Source organism: Mesorhizobium sp. M0306, from assembly GCF_040321655.1.
In the GTDB taxonomy this organism is placed as follows: Bacteria; Pseudomonadota; Alphaproteobacteria; order Rhizobiales; family Rhizobiaceae; genus Mesorhizobium.
This window is the reverse complement of sequence record NZ_JAMYRY010000002.1, coordinates 1-22,606: the sequence shown is the minus strand read 5'-3', so window position 1 is coordinate 22,606 and position 22,606 is coordinate 1. Positions and strand designations below refer to the sequence as shown.

Annotated in this window: 23 protein-coding genes, 1 tRNA gene and 1 riboswitch; of the genes, 6 read left to right on the top strand and 18 right to left on the bottom strand. The window is 62.6% G+C overall.

Going from position 1 to position 22,606, the window contains the following annotated elements; translation table 11 throughout:
• The 7 genes from NKI95_RS04985 to NKI95_RS04955 form a co-directional block, all read right to left on the bottom strand.
• A complete protein-coding gene (locus NKI95_RS04985; RefSeq protein ID WP_376705884.1) occupies positions 1-852 on the bottom strand; it encodes a carbohydrate ABC transporter permease in 852 nt (283 codons plus the stop codon).
• Positions 853-1,040: 188 nt separating this feature from the next.
• Positions 1,041-2,366, bottom strand: coding sequence for an ABC transporter substrate-binding protein (locus NKI95_RS04980; RefSeq protein WP_352714629.1), 1,326 nt, complete (start codon positions 2,364-2,366; stop codon positions 1,041-1,043).
• A gap of 33 nt (positions 2,367-2,399) precedes the next feature.
• Positions 2,400-3,485 (bottom strand): ABC transporter ATP-binding protein, encoded by a 1,086-nt coding sequence (locus tag NKI95_RS04975; protein ID WP_352714627.1) that lies wholly within the window; start codon positions 3,483-3,485, stop codon positions 2,400-2,402.
• Between the two features lie 163 nt (positions 3,486-3,648).
• Positions 3,649-3,888, bottom strand: coding sequence for a DUF2188 domain-containing protein (locus NKI95_RS04970; RefSeq protein ID WP_023674770.1), 240 nt, complete (start codon positions 3,886-3,888; stop codon positions 3,649-3,651).
• 28 nt (positions 3,889-3,916) lie between these two features.
• Positions 3,917-4,225: a DUF982 domain-containing protein gene (locus NKI95_RS04965; protein ID WP_352714625.1), complete on the bottom strand. Its 309-nt coding sequence runs from the start codon at positions 4,223-4,225 to the stop codon at positions 3,917-3,919.
• A gap of 62 nt (positions 4,226-4,287) precedes the next feature.
• Entirely contained in the window at positions 4,288-4,605 is a 318-nt protein-coding gene (locus tag NKI95_RS04960; protein ID WP_352453483.1) for an SH3 domain-containing protein, read from the bottom strand.
• A 108-nt stretch (positions 4,606-4,713) separates the two neighbouring features.
• Positions 4,714-5,817 carry an NADH:flavin oxidoreductase/NADH oxidase gene (locus NKI95_RS04955; RefSeq protein WP_352714623.1) on the bottom strand — a complete coding sequence of 368 codons (1,104 nt, stop codon included), beginning with the start codon at positions 5,815-5,817 and terminating at the stop codon, positions 4,714-4,716.
• A 153-nt stretch (positions 5,818-5,970) separates the two neighbouring features.
• On the opposite strand from NKI95_RS04955, the gene NKI95_RS04950 reads away from it, so the two are divergent.
• Positions 5,971-6,549 carry an NUDIX domain-containing protein gene (locus NKI95_RS04950; protein ID WP_023674774.1) on the top strand — a complete coding sequence of 193 codons (579 nt, stop codon included), beginning with the start codon at positions 5,971-5,973 and terminating at the stop codon, positions 6,547-6,549.
• A 65-nt stretch (positions 6,550-6,614) separates the two neighbouring features.
• Here NKI95_RS04950 and NKI95_RS04945 read toward each other — a convergent pair.
• Positions 6,615-6,700: transfer RNA gene (locus tag NKI95_RS04945), tRNA-Leu, on the bottom strand.
• A 279-nt stretch (positions 6,701-6,979) separates the two neighbouring features.
• Between NKI95_RS04945 and NKI95_RS04940 the strand changes: the two genes are divergently transcribed.
• Positions 6,980-7,432, top strand: coding sequence for a cupin domain-containing protein (locus NKI95_RS04940; protein WP_352714620.1), 453 nt, complete (start codon positions 6,980-6,982; stop codon positions 7,430-7,432).
• A 518-nt stretch (positions 7,433-7,950) separates the two neighbouring features.
• Here the strand turns inward: NKI95_RS04940 and cobO are convergent.
• Genes cobO through NKI95_RS04920 form a run of 4 tightly spaced genes read right to left on the bottom strand, consistent with a single transcriptional unit; the run spans position 7,951 to position 10,052 of the window.
• Positions 7,951-8,574, bottom strand: coding sequence for a cob(I)yrinic acid a,c-diamide adenosyltransferase (cobO, locus tag NKI95_RS04935; protein ID WP_352714618.1), 624 nt, complete (start codon positions 8,572-8,574; stop codon positions 7,951-7,953).
• A 1-nt stretch (position 8,575) separates the two neighbouring features.
• Complete coding sequence (gene cobU, locus NKI95_RS04930; protein ID WP_352714616.1) at positions 8,576-9,097, bottom strand: bifunctional adenosylcobinamide kinase/adenosylcobinamide-phosphate guanylyltransferase; 522 nt, start codon at positions 9,095-9,097, stop codon at positions 8,576-8,578.
• On the bottom strand, positions 9,090-9,857 hold the full coding sequence (locus tag NKI95_RS04925) for a CbtA family protein (protein ID WP_352714615.1): 768 nt from the start codon (positions 9,855-9,857) through the stop codon (positions 9,090-9,092). Before NKI95_RS04925 ends, cobU begins: the two co-directional genes overlap by 8 nt.
• 15 nt (positions 9,858-9,872) lie before the next feature.
• Positions 9,873-10,052: a CbtB domain-containing protein gene (locus tag NKI95_RS04920; RefSeq protein WP_023720718.1), complete on the bottom strand. Its 180-nt coding sequence runs from the start codon at positions 10,050-10,052 to the stop codon at positions 9,873-9,875.
• A 36-nt stretch (positions 10,053-10,088) separates the two neighbouring features.
• A riboswitch (cobalamin riboswitch) is annotated at positions 10,089-10,286 on the bottom strand.
• A 178-nt stretch (positions 10,287-10,464) separates the two neighbouring features.
• Here NKI95_RS04920 and NKI95_RS04915 point away from each other — a divergent pair.
• Complete coding sequence (locus NKI95_RS04915; RefSeq protein ID WP_352715205.1) at positions 10,465-11,619, top strand: aromatic ring-hydroxylating oxygenase subunit alpha; 1,155 nt, start codon at positions 10,465-10,467, stop codon at positions 11,617-11,619.
• Here NKI95_RS04915 and NKI95_RS04910 read toward each other — a convergent pair.
• The gene (locus tag NKI95_RS04910) at positions 11,598-12,797 is read right to left on the bottom strand and encodes an MFS transporter (protein ID WP_352714613.1); all 1,200 of its coding nucleotides are present in this window, start codon (positions 12,795-12,797) and stop codon (positions 11,598-11,600) included. The genes NKI95_RS04915 and NKI95_RS04910 overlap by 22 nt on opposite strands.
• Positions 12,798-13,044: 247 nt before the next feature.
• On the opposite strand from NKI95_RS04910, the gene NKI95_RS04905 reads away from it, so the two are divergent.
• Together NKI95_RS04905 and NKI95_RS04900 are read left to right on the top strand one after the other, a co-directional pair.
• Entirely contained in the window at positions 13,045-14,034 is a 990-nt protein-coding gene (locus NKI95_RS04905; RefSeq protein WP_352714612.1) for a heparan-alpha-glucosaminide N-acetyltransferase, read from the top strand.
• A gap of 16 nt (positions 14,035-14,050) precedes the next feature.
• Positions 14,051-14,557, top strand: a complete 507-nt coding sequence (locus NKI95_RS04900) for a methyltransferase family protein (protein WP_352714610.1) — start codon at positions 14,051-14,053, stop codon at positions 14,555-14,557.
• A gap of 19 nt (positions 14,558-14,576) precedes the next feature.
• Here the strand turns inward: NKI95_RS04900 and NKI95_RS04895 are convergent, their stop codons facing one another.
• The 4 genes from NKI95_RS04895 to NKI95_RS04880 form a co-directional block, all read right to left on the bottom strand.
• Positions 14,577-14,963: a MerR family transcriptional regulator gene (locus NKI95_RS04895; RefSeq protein ID WP_023676566.1), complete on the bottom strand. Its 387-nt coding sequence runs from the start codon at positions 14,961-14,963 to the stop codon at positions 14,577-14,579.
• A gap of 139 nt (positions 14,964-15,102) precedes the next feature.
• Positions 15,103-16,500 carry a magnesium transporter gene (gene mgtE, locus NKI95_RS04890; RefSeq protein ID WP_352714608.1) on the bottom strand — a complete coding sequence of 466 codons (1,398 nt, stop codon included), beginning with the start codon at positions 16,498-16,500 and terminating at the stop codon, positions 15,103-15,105.
• 705 nt (positions 16,501-17,205) lie between these two features.
• Entirely contained in the window at positions 17,206-17,688 is a 483-nt protein-coding gene (locus tag NKI95_RS04885) for an SRPBCC family protein (RefSeq protein WP_352714607.1), read from the bottom strand.
• Positions 17,685-18,002: an ArsR/SmtB family transcription factor gene (locus NKI95_RS04880; RefSeq protein ID WP_352714605.1), complete on the bottom strand. Its 318-nt coding sequence runs from the start codon at positions 18,000-18,002 to the stop codon at positions 17,685-17,687. The genes NKI95_RS04885 and NKI95_RS04880 overlap by 4 nt, the downstream gene beginning before the upstream one ends.
• Positions 18,003-18,346: 344 nt before the next feature.
• Here NKI95_RS04880 and NKI95_RS04875 point away from each other — a divergent pair, with 344 nt between their 5' ends.
• Positions 18,347-19,258 (top strand): phosphatase PAP2 family protein, encoded by a 912-nt coding sequence (locus NKI95_RS04875; protein WP_352714604.1) that lies wholly within the window; start codon positions 18,347-18,349, stop codon positions 19,256-19,258.
• 451 nt (positions 19,259-19,709) lie between these two features.
• Here the strand turns inward: NKI95_RS04875 and metH are convergent.
• Positions 19,710-22,606 (bottom strand): methionine synthase (gene metH / locus NKI95_RS04870; RefSeq protein WP_352714602.1); only part of this gene is annotated, 2,897 nt, incomplete at its 5' end.

Here is a 22,606-nt window from a genome sequence, read left to right as displayed (position 1 = left end):
TCAATCTCCGCCGCCCTGCTGCCATTTGCGGCGTTGCAGGCCAAAGTAGCTGAACAGGATCGCTGCCAGCAGGAACGGGATCATGGCGACTGCGATCGCGGCGCCTTCGCCAAGCTGGCCTCCGGAAATGCCGCGCTGGAACGACAGCGTCGCCATCAGATGCGTCGCGTTCACCGGCCCGCCGCGGGTCAGCACATAGATCAGCTGGAAATCGGTAAAGGTGAACAGCACCGAAAACGTCATGGTGATGGCGATGATCGGCGTCAGCAGCGGCAGCGTCACATAGCGGAACAATTGCCAGCGGCTGGCGCCGTCGAGCGTGGCGGCCTCGTAGAGCGACTGCGGAATCGTCTGCAGGCCGGCAAGCAGCGTGATCGCCACGAAAGGAATGCCGCGCCAGACATTGGCGGCGATGACCGAAGCCCGCGCATTCTCCGGATCGCCGAGGAAGTTGATGCGATGGTCGATCAGGCCCATTTCCATCAGCGCCCAGGACAGGATCGAGAACTGCGAATCGTAGATCCACCAGAAGGCGATCGCCGACAGCACCGTCGGCACCACCCATGGCAGCAGGACGATCGCGCGGAAGAACGACTTGAACGGCAGGTTCTGGTTGAGGATAAGCGCCAGCCACAGGCCGAGCGCAAACTTCAGGATCGAGGCGCTGATCGTGTAGAGCAAGGTGTTGAAGACGGAGAGCCAGAAGACGGCGTCATCCCACAGATATTCGTAGTTCTCGATGCCGATGAAGATGCCGGGGCGGCCGATGCGGGCATCGGTGAAGCCGAGCCAGACGCCGAGCCCGAGCGGATAGGTCAGGAAGACCAGCAGCAGGGCCGCCGCCGGCAGCATGAAGCCGAAGCCGAGCGCGTTATGACTTTCAGACACGAACGTCAGAATGCGCGACAGCGTCGACCGGCGTGGCTGAGCGGCAGCGGAGGTCACGGCCATGGGTCGGCTCCTCTAAGGTCCCATTGATCGGCCAGGCGGCCATGCGCGATTCGAAGCCGGGCAGCCATGGCTGCCCGGCTGAACCCGGCTCAAACGCGATAGTAGCGGTTTGCGCGCTTCTCGGCTTCTTCCATCGCTTCTTGCGGCGTCGCCTGGCCTGTCACCGCCTTGGCGAACATGTCGACCAGCACATAGTCGGCCATGGTCGCAGCCGAGGCATAGCCGAGCGGGCCGGCATAGCCGTTGGGCCGCAGCGTCGCCGAGGCCTTGGCGTAGGCGGCATTGTTCGGATCGGCCGTCCACACCGGGTTGTTGTCGAAGGCTTTGAGCGTCTGGCAGCAATAGCCCGCCGAGGACGTGATCCATTGCGACATTTGCGGATCCTCGAACATGAACTGCAGGTAGGCCTTGGCCGCGTTGGGGTAGGGCGTGTAGTCGAAGATCACGGCCGTGGTCACCTGGAACAGCTCGACGGATTTCCCCACCGGACCGATCGGCAGGTTGGTGGTGCGGATGTCCTTGACCATCTCGGTCAACTTCGGATCCTTATCCTTGTTGATCTTGGCGGTGTTGTAGGCCGAGATGCCGTTGGCGATGACGCTCAATTCGCCGGCCAGGAAGGCGCGGTTGTTGTTGACGTCGAGCCAGCTTTCGGTACCGGGAATGAAGGTCTTGTAGAGCTCCTGCGCGTATTCGATCGCCTTGAGCGTCTCGGGGCTGTTGATCGTCACCTTGCCGCTCTCGTCGACCATCTGGCCGCCATGGCTCCATAGCAGCCAGTGGGCGTAGTTGTTGCCGTCGCCGACGCCGTGGCCATGCGTGAAGCCGGCCGGGTGTCCCTTCGCCTGCAATGCCTTGCAAAGCTCGAGCAGGCCTGCCGTGTCCTTCGGAAATTCGGAGAAGCCGGCCTCCTTCACCCAGCTTTCGCGATAGACGATGGCATTGCCGATGGTCGCCAGCGGCAGGCCGAGGAACTTGCCTTGCCGCGTCGCATATTGATGCGGTCCGTCGTACCAGCCGCCATATTTCGAGCCGAGATATTCGCCCAGCTCCGTCACGTCGTGCAGCTTGTCGGGATATTGGTGCGGGTCGTCGAACCAGACGAACATCAGGTCCGGGCCGGAGCCGACATTGGCGGCGACCGCCGCCTTGGGGCGGATGTCCTCCCAGCTTTCCTTGTCGACGCGGACCTCCACACCGGTCGCTTCGGTGAAGCGCTTGGTGTTGGCCAGCCATTGATCCTCGTCGCCCTGCACGAAGGGCGACCAGCGCAGCAGCCTGAGCTTGGCGCCGTCCTCGGGCTTGTATTTCAATCCCTCCTGGGCAAAGGCGGGAGAGCCGATGAGCCGGCTTCCCAAGGCTCCCGCCGCCACGCCGGCGGTGGTGCGGATCACGTCGCGTCTGGTGAATTTCATGCTTGCTTCCTCCTGCTTATTGTCCTTGCCGTCCTACTGCTCGATGGGTGTTTCGAACCGCTGTCCGGTTTTGCCGTGAAAGAGATGGATGAGGCCAGGTTCGGCCGTAAGCCAGATGGTTTCGCCCGGCGTGAAGGAATGGCGTTCCCGGAAATTGGCGACGATCTCCTCGCCGCCGGCGGTGCGGCCGATGAGCTGCACTTCGGACCCTGTCGGCTCGACCACCACGACGGTGACCGGAATGCCCTGGTGGTCGGACAGCCGTAAATGCTCCGGCCGTATTCCCAGCACGACCGGCTCACCATTGCCGATGGAAAGTGCCGACGCCAACGGGACTGAAATCCCCCCGGCGCCGCGAAACGACGGCGAGCGGTCGCTTACGATCTCGCCCCTCAGCATGTTCATGGCGGGGGAGCCGATGAAGCTGGCGACAAAGAGGTTGGTCGGCCGGTCGTACAGCTCGAGCGGCGGCCCGATCTGCTCGACGATGCCGTCATGCATGACGACGATCTTGTCGGCCATGGTCATCGCCTCGATCTGGTCGTGGGTGACGTAGACCGTCGTCGTCTTCAGGCGCTGGTGCAGTTCCTTGATCTCGGCGCGCATCTGGACACGCAGCTTGGCATCGAGATTGGAGAGCGGCTCGTCGAACAGGAAGACCTGCGGATCGCGCACGATCGCCCGGCCCATGGCAACGCGCTGGCGCTGGCCACCGGAAAGCTGGCGCGGATAGCGGTCGAGCAGCGGCACCAGTCCCAGGATTTCGGCCGCGCGCCGCACGCCGGCATCGCTCTCCGTCTTGGGAACGCCCTTGAGCATCAGCGAGAACGCCATGTTCTCGGCGACCGTCATATGCGGGTAGAGCGCATAGTTCTGGAAGACCATGGCGACGTCGCGCTCCTTTGGCGCAACGTTGTTGACGACACGTTTGCCGATCGCGATCTGGCCGCGCGAGATCTTTTCCAGGCCGGCGATCATTCTGAGAAGGGTCGACTTTCCGCAACCCGAAGGACCGACCAGCGTGACGAACTCGCCGTCATTTATATCGACGCTGACCCCGTGCAGGACCTCGACGGTCCCAAATGATTTGTAGACATCGCCGATTGCGACAGACGCCATCGATCTCCTCCCGATTGATTCCTGCAACGACTTCGAAGGAAACCGCTTTCCTGCCTGGCCCGCGACAGCGCCAGGCTCCTCCCCGGTCACGCGCGATGTGAGACGGTAGCGCTACCAAACCGACCTGTAAAGCACGCCGGCATCACCTGGATATCGACACACCCTAATCCGAAACCTCGGTCTGCGGCCGGTCGCGGCCGTCTGCGAGCTCGTCGTGCCATTTGCCGTCGGCGTCCTCGTACTGGATGCCGTCGGTGTTGCCGGCGACCTGCTGTTCGGCGGAAGCGATCTCGGCGGCGCGCAACGCGTCCTGATGGGTAGGGAACGTTTCGGAGAATGTCGAGCCGACCTTGTAGGCCCAGCCTCCGTCATGCTCGACGATCTTGTAGGTCAGTTTCGCCATGAAACCCTCCGGTTGAAAGCCCGTTGCCTCAATGCAGCCTGTCGTCGGCCAGTCTGTCGTCGGCCAGTCTGTCGTCTGGCAGCCTGTCGTCTGGGACCAGCACGTCCGATTCCCTGGCGGCTTCGATCAGTGCCCGGCGCGCATCCGCCGTCGAACGATAACCTTCCAGCACTTTTAGGCAAGTGTCGAGGGCATCACGATGACGCGGCCCGCGATTGAGTGGCCAGACCGTCATCAGGCACTCCGCCGCCTCCTGGGCGCTGCGGATATGGCGATACTTGCCGACATGGCCGAGTTCGACCACGACCGGCTTTTCAAATGGCTTGCTGTCCATCATCGCCGCCAACGCGGAGCGGCCGATTTGGTTGCAACTGCTATTTTAGCTCAGGCGAAAATAGCTCAATAGCCGCAGTCGTTGCGCAGCCAGCGTGCATTCGCCCAGCCGGTGCGGCCGCCGAAATCGACCTTGTACCAGTTTCCGCGGCGATCGAAGATCTCGGTTTGGTCGCCGTTGAACAATTGCCCGATCATACGCGACGACGAGTTCGGCCGGGCCCGAACGGCGAGAAAGCCGCTTCCCGTTGCCAGATTGTAGTGCCTGGAAAGACCGTGCACCGTACCTTCGCAATATTGCGCCCCGGCCGGCGTCGATGAGGCGAACGACAGCCCGGCCACAACCGCGGCGGCAGCCGCAATGGAAATCCCCCTGAACGACATGTCCCTGCTCCCCCAACCCGCCGCGCCCAGCCGCGGCCCCGGCTACTCTACACCGGCAGAGGATCAAAGCGAAGCTATGGTGCCCTGTCCAGCGAGACGAACCCGCCGTCAGTTCACCGCCTTCATCCAATGCTGCATCGTCGTAACCGAGCGGGCAAGCTGCGGCGCCGGGTGGATTTTTTCACCGAAGGTGGCCGCGGCGCGCCAGCCCCAGCGCGGATCGGCAAGGAAGGCGCGCGCCAGCGCCACCATGTCGGCGCGCCCGTCGGCAACGATCGCCTCGGCCTGTTTCGGATCGTCGATCAGGCCGACGGCCCGCGTCGGGATGCCGACGGCCTTGCGCACCGCTTCGGCCAGATGCACCTGGTAGCCGGGCCCGGACGGCAGCTTCTGCAACGGCGAATTGCCGCCGCTCGAGCAGCAGAGATAGGCGACGCCGGCTTCCTTCAGCGCTTTTGCCACTTCGATCGCATCCTGGACGTCGAAGCCGCCATCGACCCATTCCTTGATCGACAGGCGCGCGCCCAGCATCAGCCTGGGCACCGCCTTCTTCACCGCCTTGGCGATCTCGACGGCGAAACGCATGCGGTTTTCCAGCGAGCCGCCCCAGCGGTCGGTGCGCCGGTTGGAGAGCGGCGACAGGAACTGGAAGATCAGATAGCCATGCGCGGCATGCAGCTCGATGAAGTCGAAGCCGGCGCGCTCGGCCCGCTTTGCCGCTTCGGCGAAGCGTTCGATGATTTGCAGGATCTCGTCGTCCTCCAGCGCCCGCGGCACCTGCCAGCCGGTGTCGTAGGCGATCGCCGACGCCGACACGATCGGCCACGGGTCCTGATCGGCGGTCAGCGGTCCGCCGCCTTCCCAGGGTTTGCGGTTCGACGCCTTGCGGCCGGCATGCGCAAGTTGCGTGCCGAATTTCGTGCCCGGCGCGGCGACCCGCTTGGCTGCATCCAGCGTGCGTCGCGCCGCCGCCTCGTTGTCTTCGGAATAGAGGCCGAGGCAGCCATGCGAGATGCGGCCGCGCCGTTCGACCTCGGTCATCTCGACGGTGACCATGCCGGCACCCGACATCGCCAGGTTCATCCAGTGATAGAGGTGCCAATCGCTGGCCGAGCCGTCCTCGGCCGAATACTGGCACATCGGCGCGACCGCGATGCGGTTGGGGAAGGTGAGGCCATCGAGGGTGATCGGCTGGAAAAGCGATGAGGTCATAAAAAACTCCGCGAAGGGTTGCCGCTATTTATGCAGCCGATTGTGCCAGCGCCAGACACGAGACGGTGAACCGGTGCTCTGGACCAATAGCTGGCCGGATTGCACGAACCGCCATTCGCGGCTACGCCTTGCCGCGGCAGCAGGGAGTCCACCATGGAAGATCGCATTCGCATCCGCTCGGAGGAAGTCCTTTCCGACGAATGGGCGGTTTTGAAAAAGACCGTCTTCGACTACCGCCGGCGCGACGGCAAATGGGAAACGCACACCCGTCAGACCTACGATCGCGGTGACGGCGCGGTGATCCTGCCTTTCGATCCCGACCGCTCGACGGTGCTTCTGGTGCGGCAGTTCCGCTACCCTGCCTACGTCACCGGCCACAAGGAGCCGCTGATCGAGGCCTGCGCCGGTCTGCTCGACGAAGACGATCCCGAAACCTGTATCCGCAAGGAGGCCGAGGAGGAACTCGGCTACCGCCTGAAGGACGTGCAGCGGCTGTTTTCGCCCTATATGAGCCCCGGCAGCGTAACCGAGCGGCTCTGGTTCTTCGTCGCCCGCTATTCGCCCGCCGATCGCATTTCCGACGGTGGCGGCGCCCATGACGAAGGCGAGGACATCGAGGTTTTGGAAATGCCGCTCGACGAGGCGCTGGCCGGCATCCACGACGGTCGGATTATCGACGCCAAGACGATCATCCTGATCCAGCATTTGAAGCTGAACCCGATCGGGAGGTGAGGCGGCCAGAACCGGGTCGAGCGGTCTGGTCTCCAGTTACGAAGGGTATCAAACGAAGACCAATCTGGTGCGGACGACGGGAATCGAACCCGTACGATCAGAGATCGAGGGATTTTAAGTCCCTTGCGTCTACCAATTCCGCCACGTCCGCAGGCCAGCCCTTTTCAGCCGGCAGCCAAAGGCCGTCAAGCCGTCTTCTGCCGTCGACAAATCTGGCACTGGAAGCTAGCGAGGGCCTATTACCTACAGAGATACAAACAAAATCGTTTCACCTGGAAAGTTTTTAGCGGCAGCTTCCGCGGCTACCGCGAATGCGCGTCCCCCGTTCGCAGGATGCGTTGAGGCGCTCCGCCCTGATAGACTCGAATTGGCAAGGGGATCGGCGCGCCGATACTCGACGCCGTCCTCTACGAACCACTGGGAGATTGTCATGCTCAAGCTTGCCACTGCCCTGGCACTGCTGCTTGTTGGGACGGCGCCTCTGTTTGCCGATGACATGCCGATGAACGCGAAAGACATCAAATGGGCTCCTGCGCCTGCTGTCATTCCCGCTGGCGCTGAAATGGCTGTTATCTCTGGAGATCCCTCAAAGGACGGCGCCTATGTGCTGCGGTTGAAGACACCCGCCGGCTACAAAATTGCCGCACATAATCATCCCACCACGGAATACGTAACGGTGCTTTCCGGCAACTTCCATATTGGAATGGGCGATAAGCTCGACGAGGCGAAAGGTGTCGAACTGACTGCTGGCGGCTTCGGCGTCGCGCCGGCCGGAATGAATCACTTCGCCTGGACGACAAGCGACACGATTATCCAGGTTCATGGCGAGGGGCCATTCAAGATCACCTACGTCAACCCGGCGGACGATCCGAGCAAAAAGTGACAGTTCGGGATCGAATTGATTGAACCGGCTGAAGGCTCGAACGATGGGGTGCGTCAAACTCAGCGACCGTCGATTCAGAAGATCCGCTAACGCGGCGAAAGCTGATTGGCCGCAACGGAATCATATTCCGCTTGGGCCATTTTGCCATGAATGGGGCCAAAACAAAAAACCCGCCTCGGGAGGCGGGTCGTTGGAGCCAATTAGCACCATAACCAAATTAGTAGCATAGCTGCCGGCACAAAGCAAGAACAAAGTTGCTCCTTCAGCGTTGGAACGCGGCTTTATTCCAGCTTGGGTTCCTCGCCCCCACGAAAGTGGGGGAGAGGTGGCTCGGCGAAGCCGAGACGGAGAGGGGGACTGCGCCCTACGAAAGGCCCCCTCTCCGGCCGCTTCGCGGCCACCTCTCCCCCGCTTCGCGGCGGGCGAGGAACCCAGGTCTTGAGAGGTCGAGGGCAACCTCGGCAAGCGTCATCCGAGTTGGATCTTCCTCTGAACGTTCTGCCTGATCGCCAAAGCCCTCAGAATTCTATCCCCTGCTGCGCCTTCACGCCGGCGGCAAAGTGGTGCTTGGTCACGCCCATCTCGGTGACCAGGTCGGCTGCCTCGACCAGCGCCGGCTTGGCGTTGCGGCCGGTGACGACGACATGCAGGCCCTCGCGACGCGCCTTCAGCGCTGCGACCACCTTTTCGAGGTCGAGATAGTCGTAACGCAGCGCGATGTTGAGTTCGTCAAGCACCACGAGGCTGATCGACGGCTCGGCCATCAGCTCGAGTGCCTTGGCCCAGGCGGCCTCGGCCGCCGCGATGTCGCGTTTCAGGTCCTGCGTCTCCCAGGTAAAACCCTCGCCCATCGCGTGCCAGACGACGCGGTCGCCGAAGGCAGCAAAGGCGTCCTTCTCGCCGGTGTGCCACTTGCCCTTGATGAACTGGACGACGCCGACGCGCTTGCCGTAGCCGAGCATTCTGAGCGCCAGCCCGAAGGCGGCCGTGGTCTTGCCCTTGCCCGGACCGGTGTTGACGATCAACAGCCCTTTCTCGACCGTCTTGGCTGCAACCTCGGCGTCCTGCACCGCCTTGCGCTTGGCCATCTTGGCGCGGTGGCGTTCCTCGTCCTTGGGATCGATGTGGTCGGTATCAGCCATGTCATTTCACCCTGAGCGGCAGCCCCGCCACCATCAAAAGCACAATGTCCGCGACAGAGGCGACGTCTTGGTTCAGCCGGCCGGCGGCGTCGCGAAACCGTCTTGCCAGCGCATTGTCCGGCACGATGCCCTGGCCGACCTCGTTGGACACCACGAACCAGGGGCCACGCGGCCGCGACAGCACATCCGCCAGCCTTCGGCATTCGGCCTCGACATCATGTTCGGCCAGCATATGGTTGGTCAGCCACAGCGTCAGGCAGTCGATCAGCACCGGCTGGCCGTCAGGCAGCGCCTCGATCGCGCCGGCAAGGTCGAGCGGCGCATCGATGGTCGTCCAGCCGGCACCGCGGCGCGAGCGGTGCAGCGCGATCCGTTCGCGCATCTCCTCGTCATAGGCTTGCGCCGTCGCGAGATAGCTCCACGGCGCCGGACAGGCACTCACCAGCCTCTCGGCATGCGCGCTCTTGCCGGGGCGCGCCCCGCCGATGATAAGGGTCAGTGCCCCGGCAGCGCGGTCAGGCAAAGCTGTCGCGCAGGCTGGTCGCCGTGCCGGTGAAGCGGCCGCGCACCACGCCGACGACCGCGCCGAGCACCAGCCAGAACACCAGATTGGTCAGCGTCACCGCCACCACGAACTGGTGGTGCAGGCCTTCCGGGATCGCCGTCTCGAAACTGTCGGGCTGCGGCGCGCCAACGATATGCGGCGCGACGATCAACGCCACCGCAAGGACCGCCAGCGGCAGCGATCTGCGGAAGGCGATAAGGCCGAGACCGGCCGCGGTCGCCACCACTGTTGCCCACCACCAGATCTGGCGTTGGACAAGGTCGGCCGCCGGCATCGCCGGCAGTTCCGGCGGCAGGCCGAGGCCCGGCGCCAGGGTGAACACGGCAAAGCCGGCCAGCCCCCAGAACAGGCCCTGACGCCAATTGCCGATGCCGCCGGCGAACTCCGAAACCGCAACCAGGACCAGCGCAAAGCCGATACCGGTGACGATATTGGCAACGACGCTGAAGGCAAAGCGTTCGAAACCGTCGGCCGGCGCCCAGCCTTCGTCCTCAGCCGGAGCCATTGCTTCAGCCGGCGCGGCGCTGCTCATAGCCGTCGTGCCCGCGGCGTTTTCGGCCGGTGACGCGGCATGGTCATGGCCGCCGCCGGCCTGTTCATAGACTTCCGCCTTCAGGATGAGCGGCACCGTGGCATAGGCCTGCATGCAGGCGAGAGCGACGCCGGCCACAAGCCCTGCGATCGCCGCGATGAACACGACGTTGCGAAAAAATGTCATGATGTCAGCCCCTTGTCAGTGGCAGGGAAAGCCCATCGAGTGGCGATAGTCGTGCGCGGCATTGTGGACCGCATCGATATGCGAGAAGCCGACAAAGCCCATGACGAAAATGCCGAGGAATGCAGCAAGCGCCAGCTGCATGAAACGCGACTGCGAGGAGACGGAAGCGCCGAGCGAGACGGATGCGGTATTCATGTCTTGTCCTTTCGCCCTCCACCCGAGGGCATAGAAGTCAGTTTCCTGTCGCCGGCAGGTCTCCTGGCTCGCGGATCAGCGTCCTTCCCCACCTTCCCGAAGGCGAACCTTCAGTGGCATATGGAGAGGACTACCGCACACAGTTGCGGGGGCAGCCACGGCATTGGGCAAACAATTTCGCCCGCACCGCATTCCCTCTTGGTTCCAAACGGAACCGACGACATCAGCGACTATAGGCAGAATCGCCGCGCCCGGCAAACCAAATTCCGCCGGATCGTGTGGCGAATGCGCCGCCTCGCCAAGCTGCCCGGCCGGCGCCGCGATTGACAATTTTTACCGCCGGGTGTCGGCTGGCGGATGGGGAAGAAGCCGGCATGCAACCCAGCCCGAATGAGCGCGGTCCTACAACGGTCTGACGCGGGCCGAGCCGACGCTGCCGTCATCGGCCTATTGGGACATCGCAGCCTACCAGCGCGATCTCGAGGCCATCTGGTATCGCAACTGGCTGCTGGTCTGCCGCGAGGCCGACCTTGCCCAGCCGCTGGCTTTCAGAACGTTCCGCATAGGCACGCAGGAGGTCGTCGTGCTGCGCGACGAGACCGGCGAATTGCGCGCCTTCCACAACACCTGCCGGCATCGTGGCTCGCAGCTTTGCCAGCAGAGCGAAGGCCGGCTGAAGGCGCGGCTCATCACCTGCCCTTACCACGCCTGGTCCTATTCGCTGCGCGGTGATCTGGTGCGCGTGCCATCGAAATCGCTGCCGGACGGTTTCGACAAGGCCGATCATCCGCTCTACCGCGTCGCGCTTTCGGTGTGGCGCGGTTTTGTCTTCGCCAACCTCGCCGAGGATGTTGCCGGCTCAGCTGAAACATCCTTCGATCCGGCATCCGGCGACCTCGCCAACTGGCCGCTGGAAACGCTGCTGAGCGGCCATGTGCTGCGCAAGGTGATAAACTGCAATTGGAAGATCTTTTGGGAAAACTTCAACGAGTGCCTGCACTGCCCCGGCGTCCACAAGGACCTGTCGCGGCTGGTGCCGATCTATGGCCGCGGCCTGATGGGCCGGCACGACGACCCCGAATGGGCGCGCCACGCCGACAATGACGCGCCGGAATTTGCCGGCGGCTTGCGGGCCGGGGCCGAAACCTGGTCGCGCGACGGACGCGTCCACGGGTCGGTCTTTTCCGGCCTGACGCCGAGCGAGCGTGCCGCCGGGCAGACCTATGCCACCAGCTTGCCGTCGATGTTCGTCGTCGGTCATGTCGACTATGTCAGGACCGTGCGGCTGGTGCCGCTTGGGCCGGAGCAGACCGAACTCACCGCCGAATGGCTTTTTTCGCCCGAAGCGCTCGCCGATCCGGCGGCCGATATCGACAACATCGTCGCCTTCGGTACCCAGATGCTGGAGGAAGATGCTGATATCTGCGAGGTCAACCAGAAGGGCCTGCGCTCGATGCGCCATAAGGCTGGCGTGCTGATGCCGGAGGAATATGATTTGCACCGCTTCCACAACTGGGTGCGCGAGCGCCACGCGGCGCTTGAACATCAAAGCGATTTGGGCAGATAGCGCCAGGTGACGAAGCCGCAGACTGCCGCCAGCAGGCCGAGCGTCGCGAAAACCGCGCCCAGGCCGAAGAACGCCAGCACCACCGAATAGACCAGCGGCGGCGTCAGCTCGGAAAAGTCGAGATAGGTACGGTAGACCGCCGCCATCTGCGCCCGCTCATACGAGCGCACCGAGCGCATGAAGGCGGTCGAGCCCAGCGCATCGAGCGCGATGGTGAAGAGGGCACCGCAAAGCAGCAACGCGCCGGTGACGAGCGGTGCGGCCTCGCCGACGGCGCCGGCCGCCAGCAGCGTCGCCGACATGGCGAAATAGGCGAACGTCATGGTGCGCCGGCCGCCGAAACGCCGTCCCGCCCTGCCCCAGAAGATGGCCATGAACAAAAGCGCATTGCCGGCCGAAACCAAGAGGCCGCCGGCCAGCTTGCCCTCGCCGGTGATCACCATGAACAACGGCCCATAGACGAAGAACGTCGTCCAGAAGCAGGAGCGGCCGAAGGCGATCAGCCAGGCGAGTCTCAGCCTTGGCTGCGCGACGAAGCGGCCGATATTGGCCAGCGGATTGACCGGCCGCGTCTTGCCGGGGCGGATCGACGGGTTGTCGCCAAGCCGGTAAGTCCAGAACAGCGCCAGCAAGGCCATGGCGAAGACGGCCACCGCGCCATGCGCGGCATAGATGCCGAAACGCGTGTAGAGGAAAATGCCGAGCGTCGGCCCGGCGGTCCAGGCAAGCATCGACCACGCCATGCGCAGCGACTCGGCCTGCATGAAATCGGTCTTGCGGATATGATCCATGATGTAGAGGTTGAGCGTGATCGCCAGCGCGCCGGCGCCGACGACGCGGCAGAGCATGCCGACCACCTGGCCGGCCAGGGTATGGGTGACGAAGAACAGCGAGCCGGCGGCCAGCAGGCAGGCGCCGGCGGTATAGACCCAGCGCCGGGCAAAGCGGGCGATCAGCATCGGCATGAACAGCGTCGCCGACAGGCCGAGCATCGCCACGATCGTGTAGAGGATCGAAACGATCTGCTCGTTGTGCAGGATCTCGTAGGCCTGGATCGGGATGACGCTGGATACGGTGGCGCGCGCGAAGGATTCGACCGCATAAAGCGAGGCGAAGGTGCGGGCATCCGCCGGCCGCAAGGCCGCGAGCCAGATCGGATGGCGCACATGGGTAGCCATTGCTTTCCCCGAAGCCGAATCGCCCGAAGCAGGGTTTGGAGCACAAATCTGCCGCGGCGATTCCTTGCCGGGTAACAGGAAACCGACGCCTTCACGGCAAAAAGCGAAGCCGGCCAAAGGCTTTCCGGCTCTGGCCTAAAGCAGCTCTGATGCCGACCGGCACCAACGCGACGCAAGGCCCTGCTTCTTTTGACGGTGGCAACCGTGATAGTCGTCTTGCCGGGGCTGAACCAAGACAGCGAGACCAATGAGCATCGCCACGCCGACCGCAGCCGTTCAGGATCAACCGAAGTCGAAGCGCATCGCCGCCATCGACATCGCACGCGGCATCGCTTTGCTTGCTATGGCGAGCTATCATTTCACCTGGGACCTCGAATTCTTCGGCTACACCGATCCCGGCCTCACCGCCTTCGGCTGGTGGAAAATCTACGCGCGCTGCATCGCTTCGAGCTTCCTGTTCCTGGTCGGCATCAGTCTCTATCTCGCCCATGGCAAAAAAATCCGCTGGACCGGCTTCTGGAAGCGCTTCGCCATGGTTGCCGGGGCAGCACTCGCAATATCGCTGGTCACGCGCATCGCCACGCCCGACGGCTTCATCTTCTTCGGCATATTGCACGAAATCGCGCTCGCCAGCCTGCTCGGCCTGGCGTTCCTGCGCCTGCCGGCGCTGCTGACGCTGCTTGTCGCCGTATTCGTTGTCGCTGCGCCCTTCTACCTGCGATCCGAAACTTTCGATCAGCCGGCTTTGTGGTGGGTCGGCCTGTCGGCGACCAATCCGCGCTCCAATGACTACGTTCCGCTGCTGCCGTGGTTCGGTGCCGTGCTTGCCGGCATCGCGGTTACCAAGCTCGCCTCCACCTCCGGCGCGCTGACGCGGCTGTCGGCCGGCCGCTGGGCAAACCCGCTGGTCTTCATCGGCCGGCACAGCCTTGCCTTCTATCTGATCCATCAGCCGGTGCTGATCGGCTCGGTCTGGCTGTTTTCGCAATTCATGCCGGCACAGGTCGAAACCAGGGAGGTGAACTTCCTGAAATCCTGCCAGATATCCTGCGAGCAGGCACGCGACACCGAGTTCTGCTCCAGCTATTGTGCCTGCATGCTGGACACTCTCCAGGGCGAAGCCTCGCTTGACCGGCTCTACAGCAACGACCAGTCCCCGGAGTGGAAGGCGCATATTGGCGAGCTCGCCGGCACCTGTACCGCCCAAACCGAGGCGGCGGAACCGGGAACGCGCTAATCGAGGGAGGACAACAATGAGCGACAGTCACCCGAAACCCGTGCAGCAAAATCCTGGGCAGCCGAAGCTGGGGCACATCCCATGGCCGCCGCTGATCTATATCGCCGCCATCATCGTCAGCGTCGCGCTAGGACTGTTCTATCCGCTGCCATGGATCGGCGATCTTCTCGGCGACATCCTGTTCGCTGCCGGCCTTGTGGGGTTGGTGGCGGTCGCCGCGCTCTGGTTCACGGCAATCCGCACCATGATCCGCGCCAAAACGACGCTCAACCCGAACGGCGTGCCGGACCATCTGGTGACCACCGGCCCCTTCGCCGTCAGCCGCAACCCGATCTACCTCGCTAACACATTGCTGCTGGTCAGCCTCGCCTTTGTCTCTGGGATCGCCTGGTTCCTGCCGCTGGCGGTCATCGCGGCGTTCCTGACGCAGAAGCTGACGATCGAGAGCGAGGAGAAGGTGCTGACGGCCAAATTCGGCAAGAAGTACCGAGACTACGCCAAAAGGGTGCGGCGCTGGATTTGAGCCGGCGCTGACACCACGCTTATGTGGTGACGCCGAGTTCCACCAGCCGCTCGACGCAGGATTCCTCTGCCTGGTCGAGCTCGGCCAGGGTCTCCTCGAGATCGCGGCGTTTCTGGCGCAAATCCTCGCGCTTTTCCTCGATGCGCTTGATCATCAATTTGAGTTGGCCGACCTCGCCGGGCGGCTCCCTGTACATCTGGATGATTTCGCGGATCTCATTGATCGAGAAGCCGAGCCTCTTGCCGCGCATGATCTGGCGGATGAGATGCCGGTCCGACGGACGGAACAGCCGGGTGCGGCCGCGCCTTACCGGCTGCACCAGCCCTTCGTCCTCGTAGAAGCGCAACGTCCGCGTCGACACGTCGAATTCGCGGGTCAGCTCCGTGATTGAATAATATTCCCGCATCGTCACTCCAATGCCCCGGCCACGCCGCGAGTTCCAACTGGCCGGCGCCGCCGGCGTCCAGGCACGTACCAGAATCGGCGGACAAGGCACCTTCCAAAGCCTCGCACGGCATTTACGTAAAAGTCAATTGAGGTGCCGTTCAGCGCACGCCGAACCACCATGTGGCAAGCCCGAGAAAGGCAAAGAAACCGACGACATCGGTGACCGTAGTGACGAAAACCGCCGAAGCCACAGCCGGGTCGATCTTGAAGCGGTCGAGCAGCAGCGGGATAAGGATGCCCGCCAGAGCCGCCACGAACATGTTGATGATCATCGCCGCCGCGATGATGCCGCCCAGATTGCGATCGTGGAACCAGGCAGCCGCAACGATGCCGATCAGGATGGCGAAGATGATGCCGTTGATGAAGCCCACCCCGATTTCGCGGCGGATGATGCGGCCGGCATTGTAGATGTCGAGGTCCCTCGTCGCCAGCGCCCGCACCGTGACGGTCATGGTCTGCGAGCCGGCATTGCCGCCCATGCCGGCGACGATCGGCATCAGCACCGCCAGCGCCACGATATGCTCGATGGTACGGTCGAACAGGCCGATCACCGAGGCCGCTAGGAAAGCCGTCAACAGGTTGACCAGTAGCCAGGGGACGCGCGAGCGCGAGGTCGAAAGGATGCTGTCCGAGAGTTCTTCGTCGCCGACGCCGCCCATGCGCAGCAGATCTTCCTCGGCCTCCTGCTGGATGACGTCGACGACGTCGTCGATGGTCAGCACGCCGACCAGCCGCTCGTTCTCGTCGACGACGGCAGCGGACAGAAGATCGTATTGTTCGAATTCGCGCGCCGCCTCCTCCTGGTCCATGGTGGCCGGGATGGCATGCCTGGTCTCATGCATGACCTCTTCCACCTTGACCGAGCGCTTGGTGCGCAGGATCTGGTCGAGGTCGATGGCGCCGAGCAGCTTGAAGCTCGGATCGATGACGAAGATCTGGCTGAAACGGTCGGGAAGATTGTTGTCCTCGCGCATGTAGTCGATGGTTTGGCCGATCGTCCAGAAGGGCGGCACCGCGACAAACTCCGTCTGCATGCGGCGGCCGGCGGTCTCTTCGGGATAATCGAGCGAGCGCCGCAGCCTGATCCGCTCGGTGAACGGCAGTTGCGACAGGATCTCGTCCTGGTCCTCCTGGTCGAGATCCTCGAGAATGTAGACGGCGTCGTCGGAATCGAGCTCCTGCACCGCCTCGGCGATCTGCGCATTGGGTAGATTGTCGACGATGTCGCGGCGGATCGCCTCGTCGACCTCGGTCAGGGCGGAAAAATCGAAATCCTTGCCCAGCAATTCGACCAGGGCGCGGCGCTGTTCCGGGTGCAGGGCCTCGAGCAGGTGGCCGAGTTCCGACTGGTGCAGATCGTCGACTTCACGCTTCAGCGTCAGCGTATCGCGATCGGCGATCGCGGCACCGATCTGGGCGAGGAACGACGACAGGATGACGCCGTCCTCGTCATAGATGTCGGCGCGGCGCTCGTCAGCCGCCCTGGCGCTGGTCATGTGTTCGTCCTGGCCTTCCACCAGCGCCTCCCGCCATCGGATTTCCGGATAAGGTGCCTCAGGTCTAGACCATGATCCTGAAAAGTGGAAACCGGTTTTCCGAAAAGATCTTGGTCAAACACAAAGATGGAGCGGCGGCACGATTTGGCTTGAGAATCGGCCTCTCTGTGCGCAACGGACGGATATCAGACGACGTTGCGAGCTGCCGGTTGCTCAGGTTGATAATTAGATAATTCTAATTTAGGATCTCTATAATTACTGCTAATAAATGGAGGGTGTTTATGGGGAAGTATCTGTTTACCAGCCTTGCGTTGGTTTGTTCGGGAATACTTTTGAGCCCGATTACCGCCGAGGCAAAGGCCTTCAAATCTTTTCAGGGCAAGGAATGCAAGCCTGACTACAAACGGCTTTGCCCAATGACACCGATCGGCAAATGCGACCTTCAGAGCATGATCGAGCAGTTGTCACCCGCCTGCAAGGCTTTCGTCGAGAAGCACCGGTAATCCAGCTCTGGTACCGCCGCTGACCAACCGCCGGGTAGTCCGCGACAACGCTAGGTGTGGTGTGCCCGCCGTTCCGGTCGGGGCATCGTTCGCCCAACAACATTAGTCCCAGTGGCCGGGCAGAGCGGCACATGCTGCACCGGGAATGAGGCGAGGCCGACAGTGCGACGGCCTCGCTGGTATGGACTGGAAGGCTTCCCGATCAGGCGGCGTGGCGCTGGGCCTCAGCCGCATAGCGGTCCAGGAGCCCGCTCCAGCCACCCTCGGATTCGAAGGCCTGGCGCGCTGCCTCTGCGGTCTCGCCCATGTTCTCCAGAAGCCTGTGCTCGAGTTCCACACGCGTCGCGTTCTCGCCGAGTGCGACAAAGCGGATCTCGACTTCGGTCAGCAATGCCGGATCGTAGCGCCAATCGGCTCCAATGCGCCAAGCGAGCGTCAGCCTGGACGGCGGATCCCAGGCGAGAACCTCGCCCCAATCGCATTGTGACCCGTCCTCGCCGATCTCGTACCAGCGGCCGCTGGCTTTGGGTTCGATCACCGCGGTCGTCAGGGCGGATTTGCCGATCGAGTGCGAAGCAGGCCACCACCGTCCGAACCCTGTCGTGAACACATCGAATGCCTTGTCGAGCGGCACCTCCACCGTCACCGACTTCCTGAGCGGCGCGGGCTTGATCATGGTCGTCATTTCCTCTTCTCCTTGCTGTTGTCGACTTCCCGTTTGAAGGCGTCGAGCGCATCGCCCCACATGCGGTCGAGCCAGGTGCGCATCTCGCCGAGCCCATGCGGGTCGAGATGATAGATGTTGCTGGCACCTTTCGGCTCTGCGCGGACCAGCCGGGCCGCCTTCAAAACCTTGAGGTGCTGCGATACCGCCGGCTGCGAGACCGGAAGCACTCGCGTCAGATCGATGACCGAGCGTGGCCGATCGGCGATGAGCTCGAACACCTTGCGGCGCGTCGGATCGGCCAAGGCCACCATTCCTGCATAATCATAAACCATGACTTATGATAAGTTACAACTTATGATATGTCAACTGAGGGAGCGGTGGACCGGTGTTTAAACACCCGGCCGGTTCGGCCCCGAGGCTCCGGCGCGTTCCTTCACACCGGGCATGGACAGCAATGCGGATGCAAGATTGCTCAGGGAAACAATCCACCGCGTGCGGGCCGGCAGGCAAATGTCGATCACCGGGGAAAAGTAAACCTGGCGGCAACGTTTTTACCTTATCGGTGTATGTGTCTCTCCGGCGAAACGTTAAGAACGGGTAAATTGGTTTGGCCCTAACCACGGAAGCCTCTCGCTACAGGCCCTCCGCCATATGGCAATTGCGCCTCTCCCTGTTCATGGCGATATACGTTTTAGGCGCATCTGCACTATATCCAGAACTATTCTATACATCAGCCTTAATCTATTCTCACAAGTTTCTTATTGGTATTCCGGTGTTGTTTATCGGTGGCGTCTGTTGTGCCGCGATACTCCATGGCCGGCGGCAACCAGTTCGCTACGCCCTGGATTTGGTTCAAGGGCGCTGGCGCGGCTGTCTGCTGGTACTGCTGTTCTTCTTCGCCAGCTTGACCGCGTTCTCTACCTACAAGATCGCCATCCCGTCCGTCGTCCCATACTATGCCGACAACTGGTTGGCCGACGCTGATGAATGGCTGCACGGGATGCCGCCATGGGAGATCGTCCATAAGCTCGACAGCAACAATTGGTCGCTCGTCGTCTTCAACAGCTATGAAGTCATTTGGTTTTACCAGTGGTTCGGCACCATCCTTTTCGTGTCGCTCTGGTCGGACGAGATTGCCCGCATCCGCTATCTCTGCGCAGCAGCGCTGACGTTGTGCGTCCTCGGAACGGTCTTGGCCCTGGCGCTGGCATCGGTCGGGCCGGTTTACTACCACCACTTTGTTGGCGTGGATCGCTTCCACGGATTGAATGCCGCTTTGGACAGACTGGACCATAGTTACATGGTGCGGGAACCCTCGGCATATCTCCTGATGGCTTACCAGAGCGGCCGGCCAAGTCTTGGGGGCGGCATCTCAGCCATGCCAAGCATGCATGTCGCCTTTGCCGCATTGAACGCCTATTTGCTTTCCTCAATCAATCTCTGGCTTGGCGTTCTGGGTTGGACCTTTGCAGCCCTGATCCTGTACGGATCGGTGTACACTGGCTGGCACTATGCCGTGGACGGCTACGCATCGATCGTTGTTGTATCTGTGATCTGGTGGGCGACCGGACGCCTGGTGCGCGAATAATTATGTGCGCTTGTCGGTAGATGGCCATGCCCGCCGATGGCCTCTTCGCATGGGCCAAACTCGCGACCGCAATCAGGCAAAAGCCTCGTGCCCTGACAAGGACGCTCCCTGCCATGCTCGAACTCAATGGGTTAGAGGTTCCGCTTTCGAATTTGATTGGTGCGGTCGAGATGCAACGCTGCACCGCCTCCCGCGTTGATTTTAAAGGGGTTTTTGGTAGAATTCCGTAGCGATTTGTATCACAGTTTGTATCTCAGTCCGTATCGCACGATGCGGACCCGGCACCAGCTAAGTAGCCCTTCTTACGAAGGCCGAAACCCGCCCGCTTCAAGAGTCTTTTGCCTACCTCAAACGCTTGGCAAGGAAGGAGCACAAGAAACTGTCGAAAGCCATCCGGTCGAAAAGGCAGCGGAGATTTAGAAGGCACGAATTTACGATGCCGCCGTTCCCACTATTCAGCCGCCTCGGCATAGTGTGCCGGCACATAGTTGAGAACGGGGCCCAGCCAGCGCTCGACATCGGCGATTGGCATCGCCTTACGGCTAGCATAATCCTCGACCTGGTCGCGTTCGATCTTGGCGACGCCGAAATAATAGCTTTCGGGATGGGCGAGATAAATGCCCGACACGGAAGAGCCCGGCCACATCGCATAGCTTTCGGTCAGGCTGACGCCCGCATTGCGCTCGCCGTCGAGCAGGCGAAACAGCGTCGCCTTCTCGGTGTGGTCGGGCTGCGCTGGATAGCCGGGCGCCGGGCGGATGCCGCGATAAGGTTCGCCGATCAGGTCGTCCGGTGCCAGGTTCTCGTCGGGCGCGTAACCCCAGAACTCCTTGCGCACCTTCTCATGCATGCGCTCGGCGAAGGCTTCGGCGAAACGGTCGGCCAGCGCCTTGACCATGATCGAGGAATAATCGTCGTTCGCCCGCTCGAAGCGCTCGGCGATCGCCACTTCCTCGATGCCGGCGGTGACGATGAAGCCGCCGAGATAGTCGGCTTTACCGCTGTCGGCGGGCGCGACGAAATCCGACAGCGCGACATTGGCCCTGCCGTCTCGCTTGGCCAGTTGCTGGCGCAAGGTGAAGAAGGTCGCCAGTTCCTGCGAGCGCTTATCGTCCGTGAACAGCCTGATGTCGTCGCCGACGGTATTCGCCGGCCAGAAGCCAATCACGCCCTTGGGCGCGAACCATTTTTCGGCAATGACCTTCTTCAGCATCGCCTGGGCGTCCTCGAAAAGCTGGCGTGCCGCCGGCCCTTGCGCCTCGTCCTCGAGGATCTTGGGATAACGACCCTTCAACTCCCAGGTCTGGAAGAACGGCGTCCAGTCGATATAGCGAGCGAGCTCGGCCAGATCCCAGCCTTCGAAGACTTTGACGCCAAGGAAGGACGGCTTCGGCGGCACATAGGCCGACCAGTCGACCTTGTGCGCGTTGGCCCGCGCCCGCGCCAGCGGCAGGCGCTGCTTGTCGGCTTCGCTGCGCGCATGCGCATCGGCAACCTTCTTGTATTCGGCGCGGACGTTGTCGACGTAGCCGGCCTTGGCCTCGTTCGACAGCAGCGCCGAAACAACGCCGACCGCGCGGCTGGCATCGGCGACGTAGACCGTCTGGCCGCTGGTGTAGCGTGGATGGATCTTGACCGCCGTGTGCACGCGGCTGGTGGTCGCGCCGCCAATCAGCAGCGGAATGTCGAAGCCTTCGCGTTCCATCTCGGCCGCCATATGCGCCATCTCGTCTAGCGACGGCGTGATCAGGCCGGACAGGCCGATGATGTCGACCTGCTGCTCGCGCGCCGTCTGCAGGATCTTCGTCGCCGGCACCATGACGCCGAGGTCGATGATCTCATAATTGTTGCACGCCAGAACCACGCCGACGATGTTCTTGCCGATGTCGTGGACATCCCCCTTCACCGTCGCCATCAGGATCTTTCCTGCGGTCTGGCGCTCGCCATTGTCGATGCCGTTGGCGGCGTTCGCCAGCTTCTCCGCCTCCATGTAGGGGAGCAGGCCGGCAACGGCCTGCTTCATGACGCGGGCGGACTTCACCACTTGCGGCAGGAACATCTTGCCGGAGCCGAACAGGTCGCCGACGACATTCATGCCCGCCATCAGCGGACCTTCGATGACATGCAGTGGACGCTCGGCCGCACCCCGCGCCTCGTCCGTGTCCGCGTCGATGAATTCGGTGATGCCGTTGACCAGCGCATGCGAAATGCGCTGTTCGACCGGCCAGTCGCGCCAGGCGAGATCGCGCTCCTGCGCCTCCTTGCCAGCCGTGCCTTTGAAGCGCTCGGCAAGTTCCAGCATGCGCTCGGTCGCCGTGCTACCACCTTTCGGCTCACGGTTGTTGACGACATCCTCGCAGGCGTCGCGCAGGTCCGGATCGATGGTGTCGTAGACGGCAAGCTGTCCGGCATTGACGATGCCCATGTCCATGCCCGCCTGGATGGCGTGGTAGAGGAACACCGCATGCATGGCCTCGCGCACCGGCTCGTTGCCGCGGAACGAGAAGGAGAGGTTCGACACGCCGCCCGAAATATGAACATAGGGAAGCGTCGTGGTGATCTCGCGCGCTGCTTCGATGAAGTCGACGCCGTAATTGTTGTGCTCCTCGATGCCGGTGGCGATGGCAAAGACGTTCGGATCGAAAACGATGTCCTCCGGCGGGAATCCGGCCTGCTCGGTCAACAGCTTGTAGGCGCGGGTGCAGATTGCGACCTTGCGCGCCTTGGTGTCGGCCTGGCCGTCCTCGTCGAAGGCCATGACGACCACCGCCGCGCCATAGGCACGGACCAGTCGGGCATGATGCAGGAAGGCTTCTTCGCCCTCCTTCATCGAGATCGAGTTGACCAGCGGCTTGCCCTGCACGCATTTCAGGCCAGCTTCGATGATCTCCCATTTGGAACTGTCGATCATCACGGGAACACGGGCGATATCAGGTTCGGCCGCGATCAGGTTGAGATACTCGATCATCGCCCTCTTCGAATCGATCAGGCCCTCGTCCATGTTGATGTCGATGATCTGGGCGCCATTGGCGACCTGGTCGCGGGCGATATCGAGCGCGGCGACATAGTCGGCCGCCGTGATCAGCTTCCTGAATTTTGCCGACCCGGTGACATTGGTGCGCTCGCCGACATTGACGAATGGAATCTCGTCGGTCAGCGTGAACGGCTCGAGCCCCGACAGGCGCATCTTCGGTTCGATGTCGGGAACAGCTCGCGGCGGATATTTCTTCACCGCCGCTGCGATGGCGCGGATGTGGTCGGGCGTCGAGCCGCAGCAGCCGCCGACGACATTGACCAGCCCTTCCCGCGCAAAATCCTCGACCTGCGCGGCCATGAATTCCGGGCTCT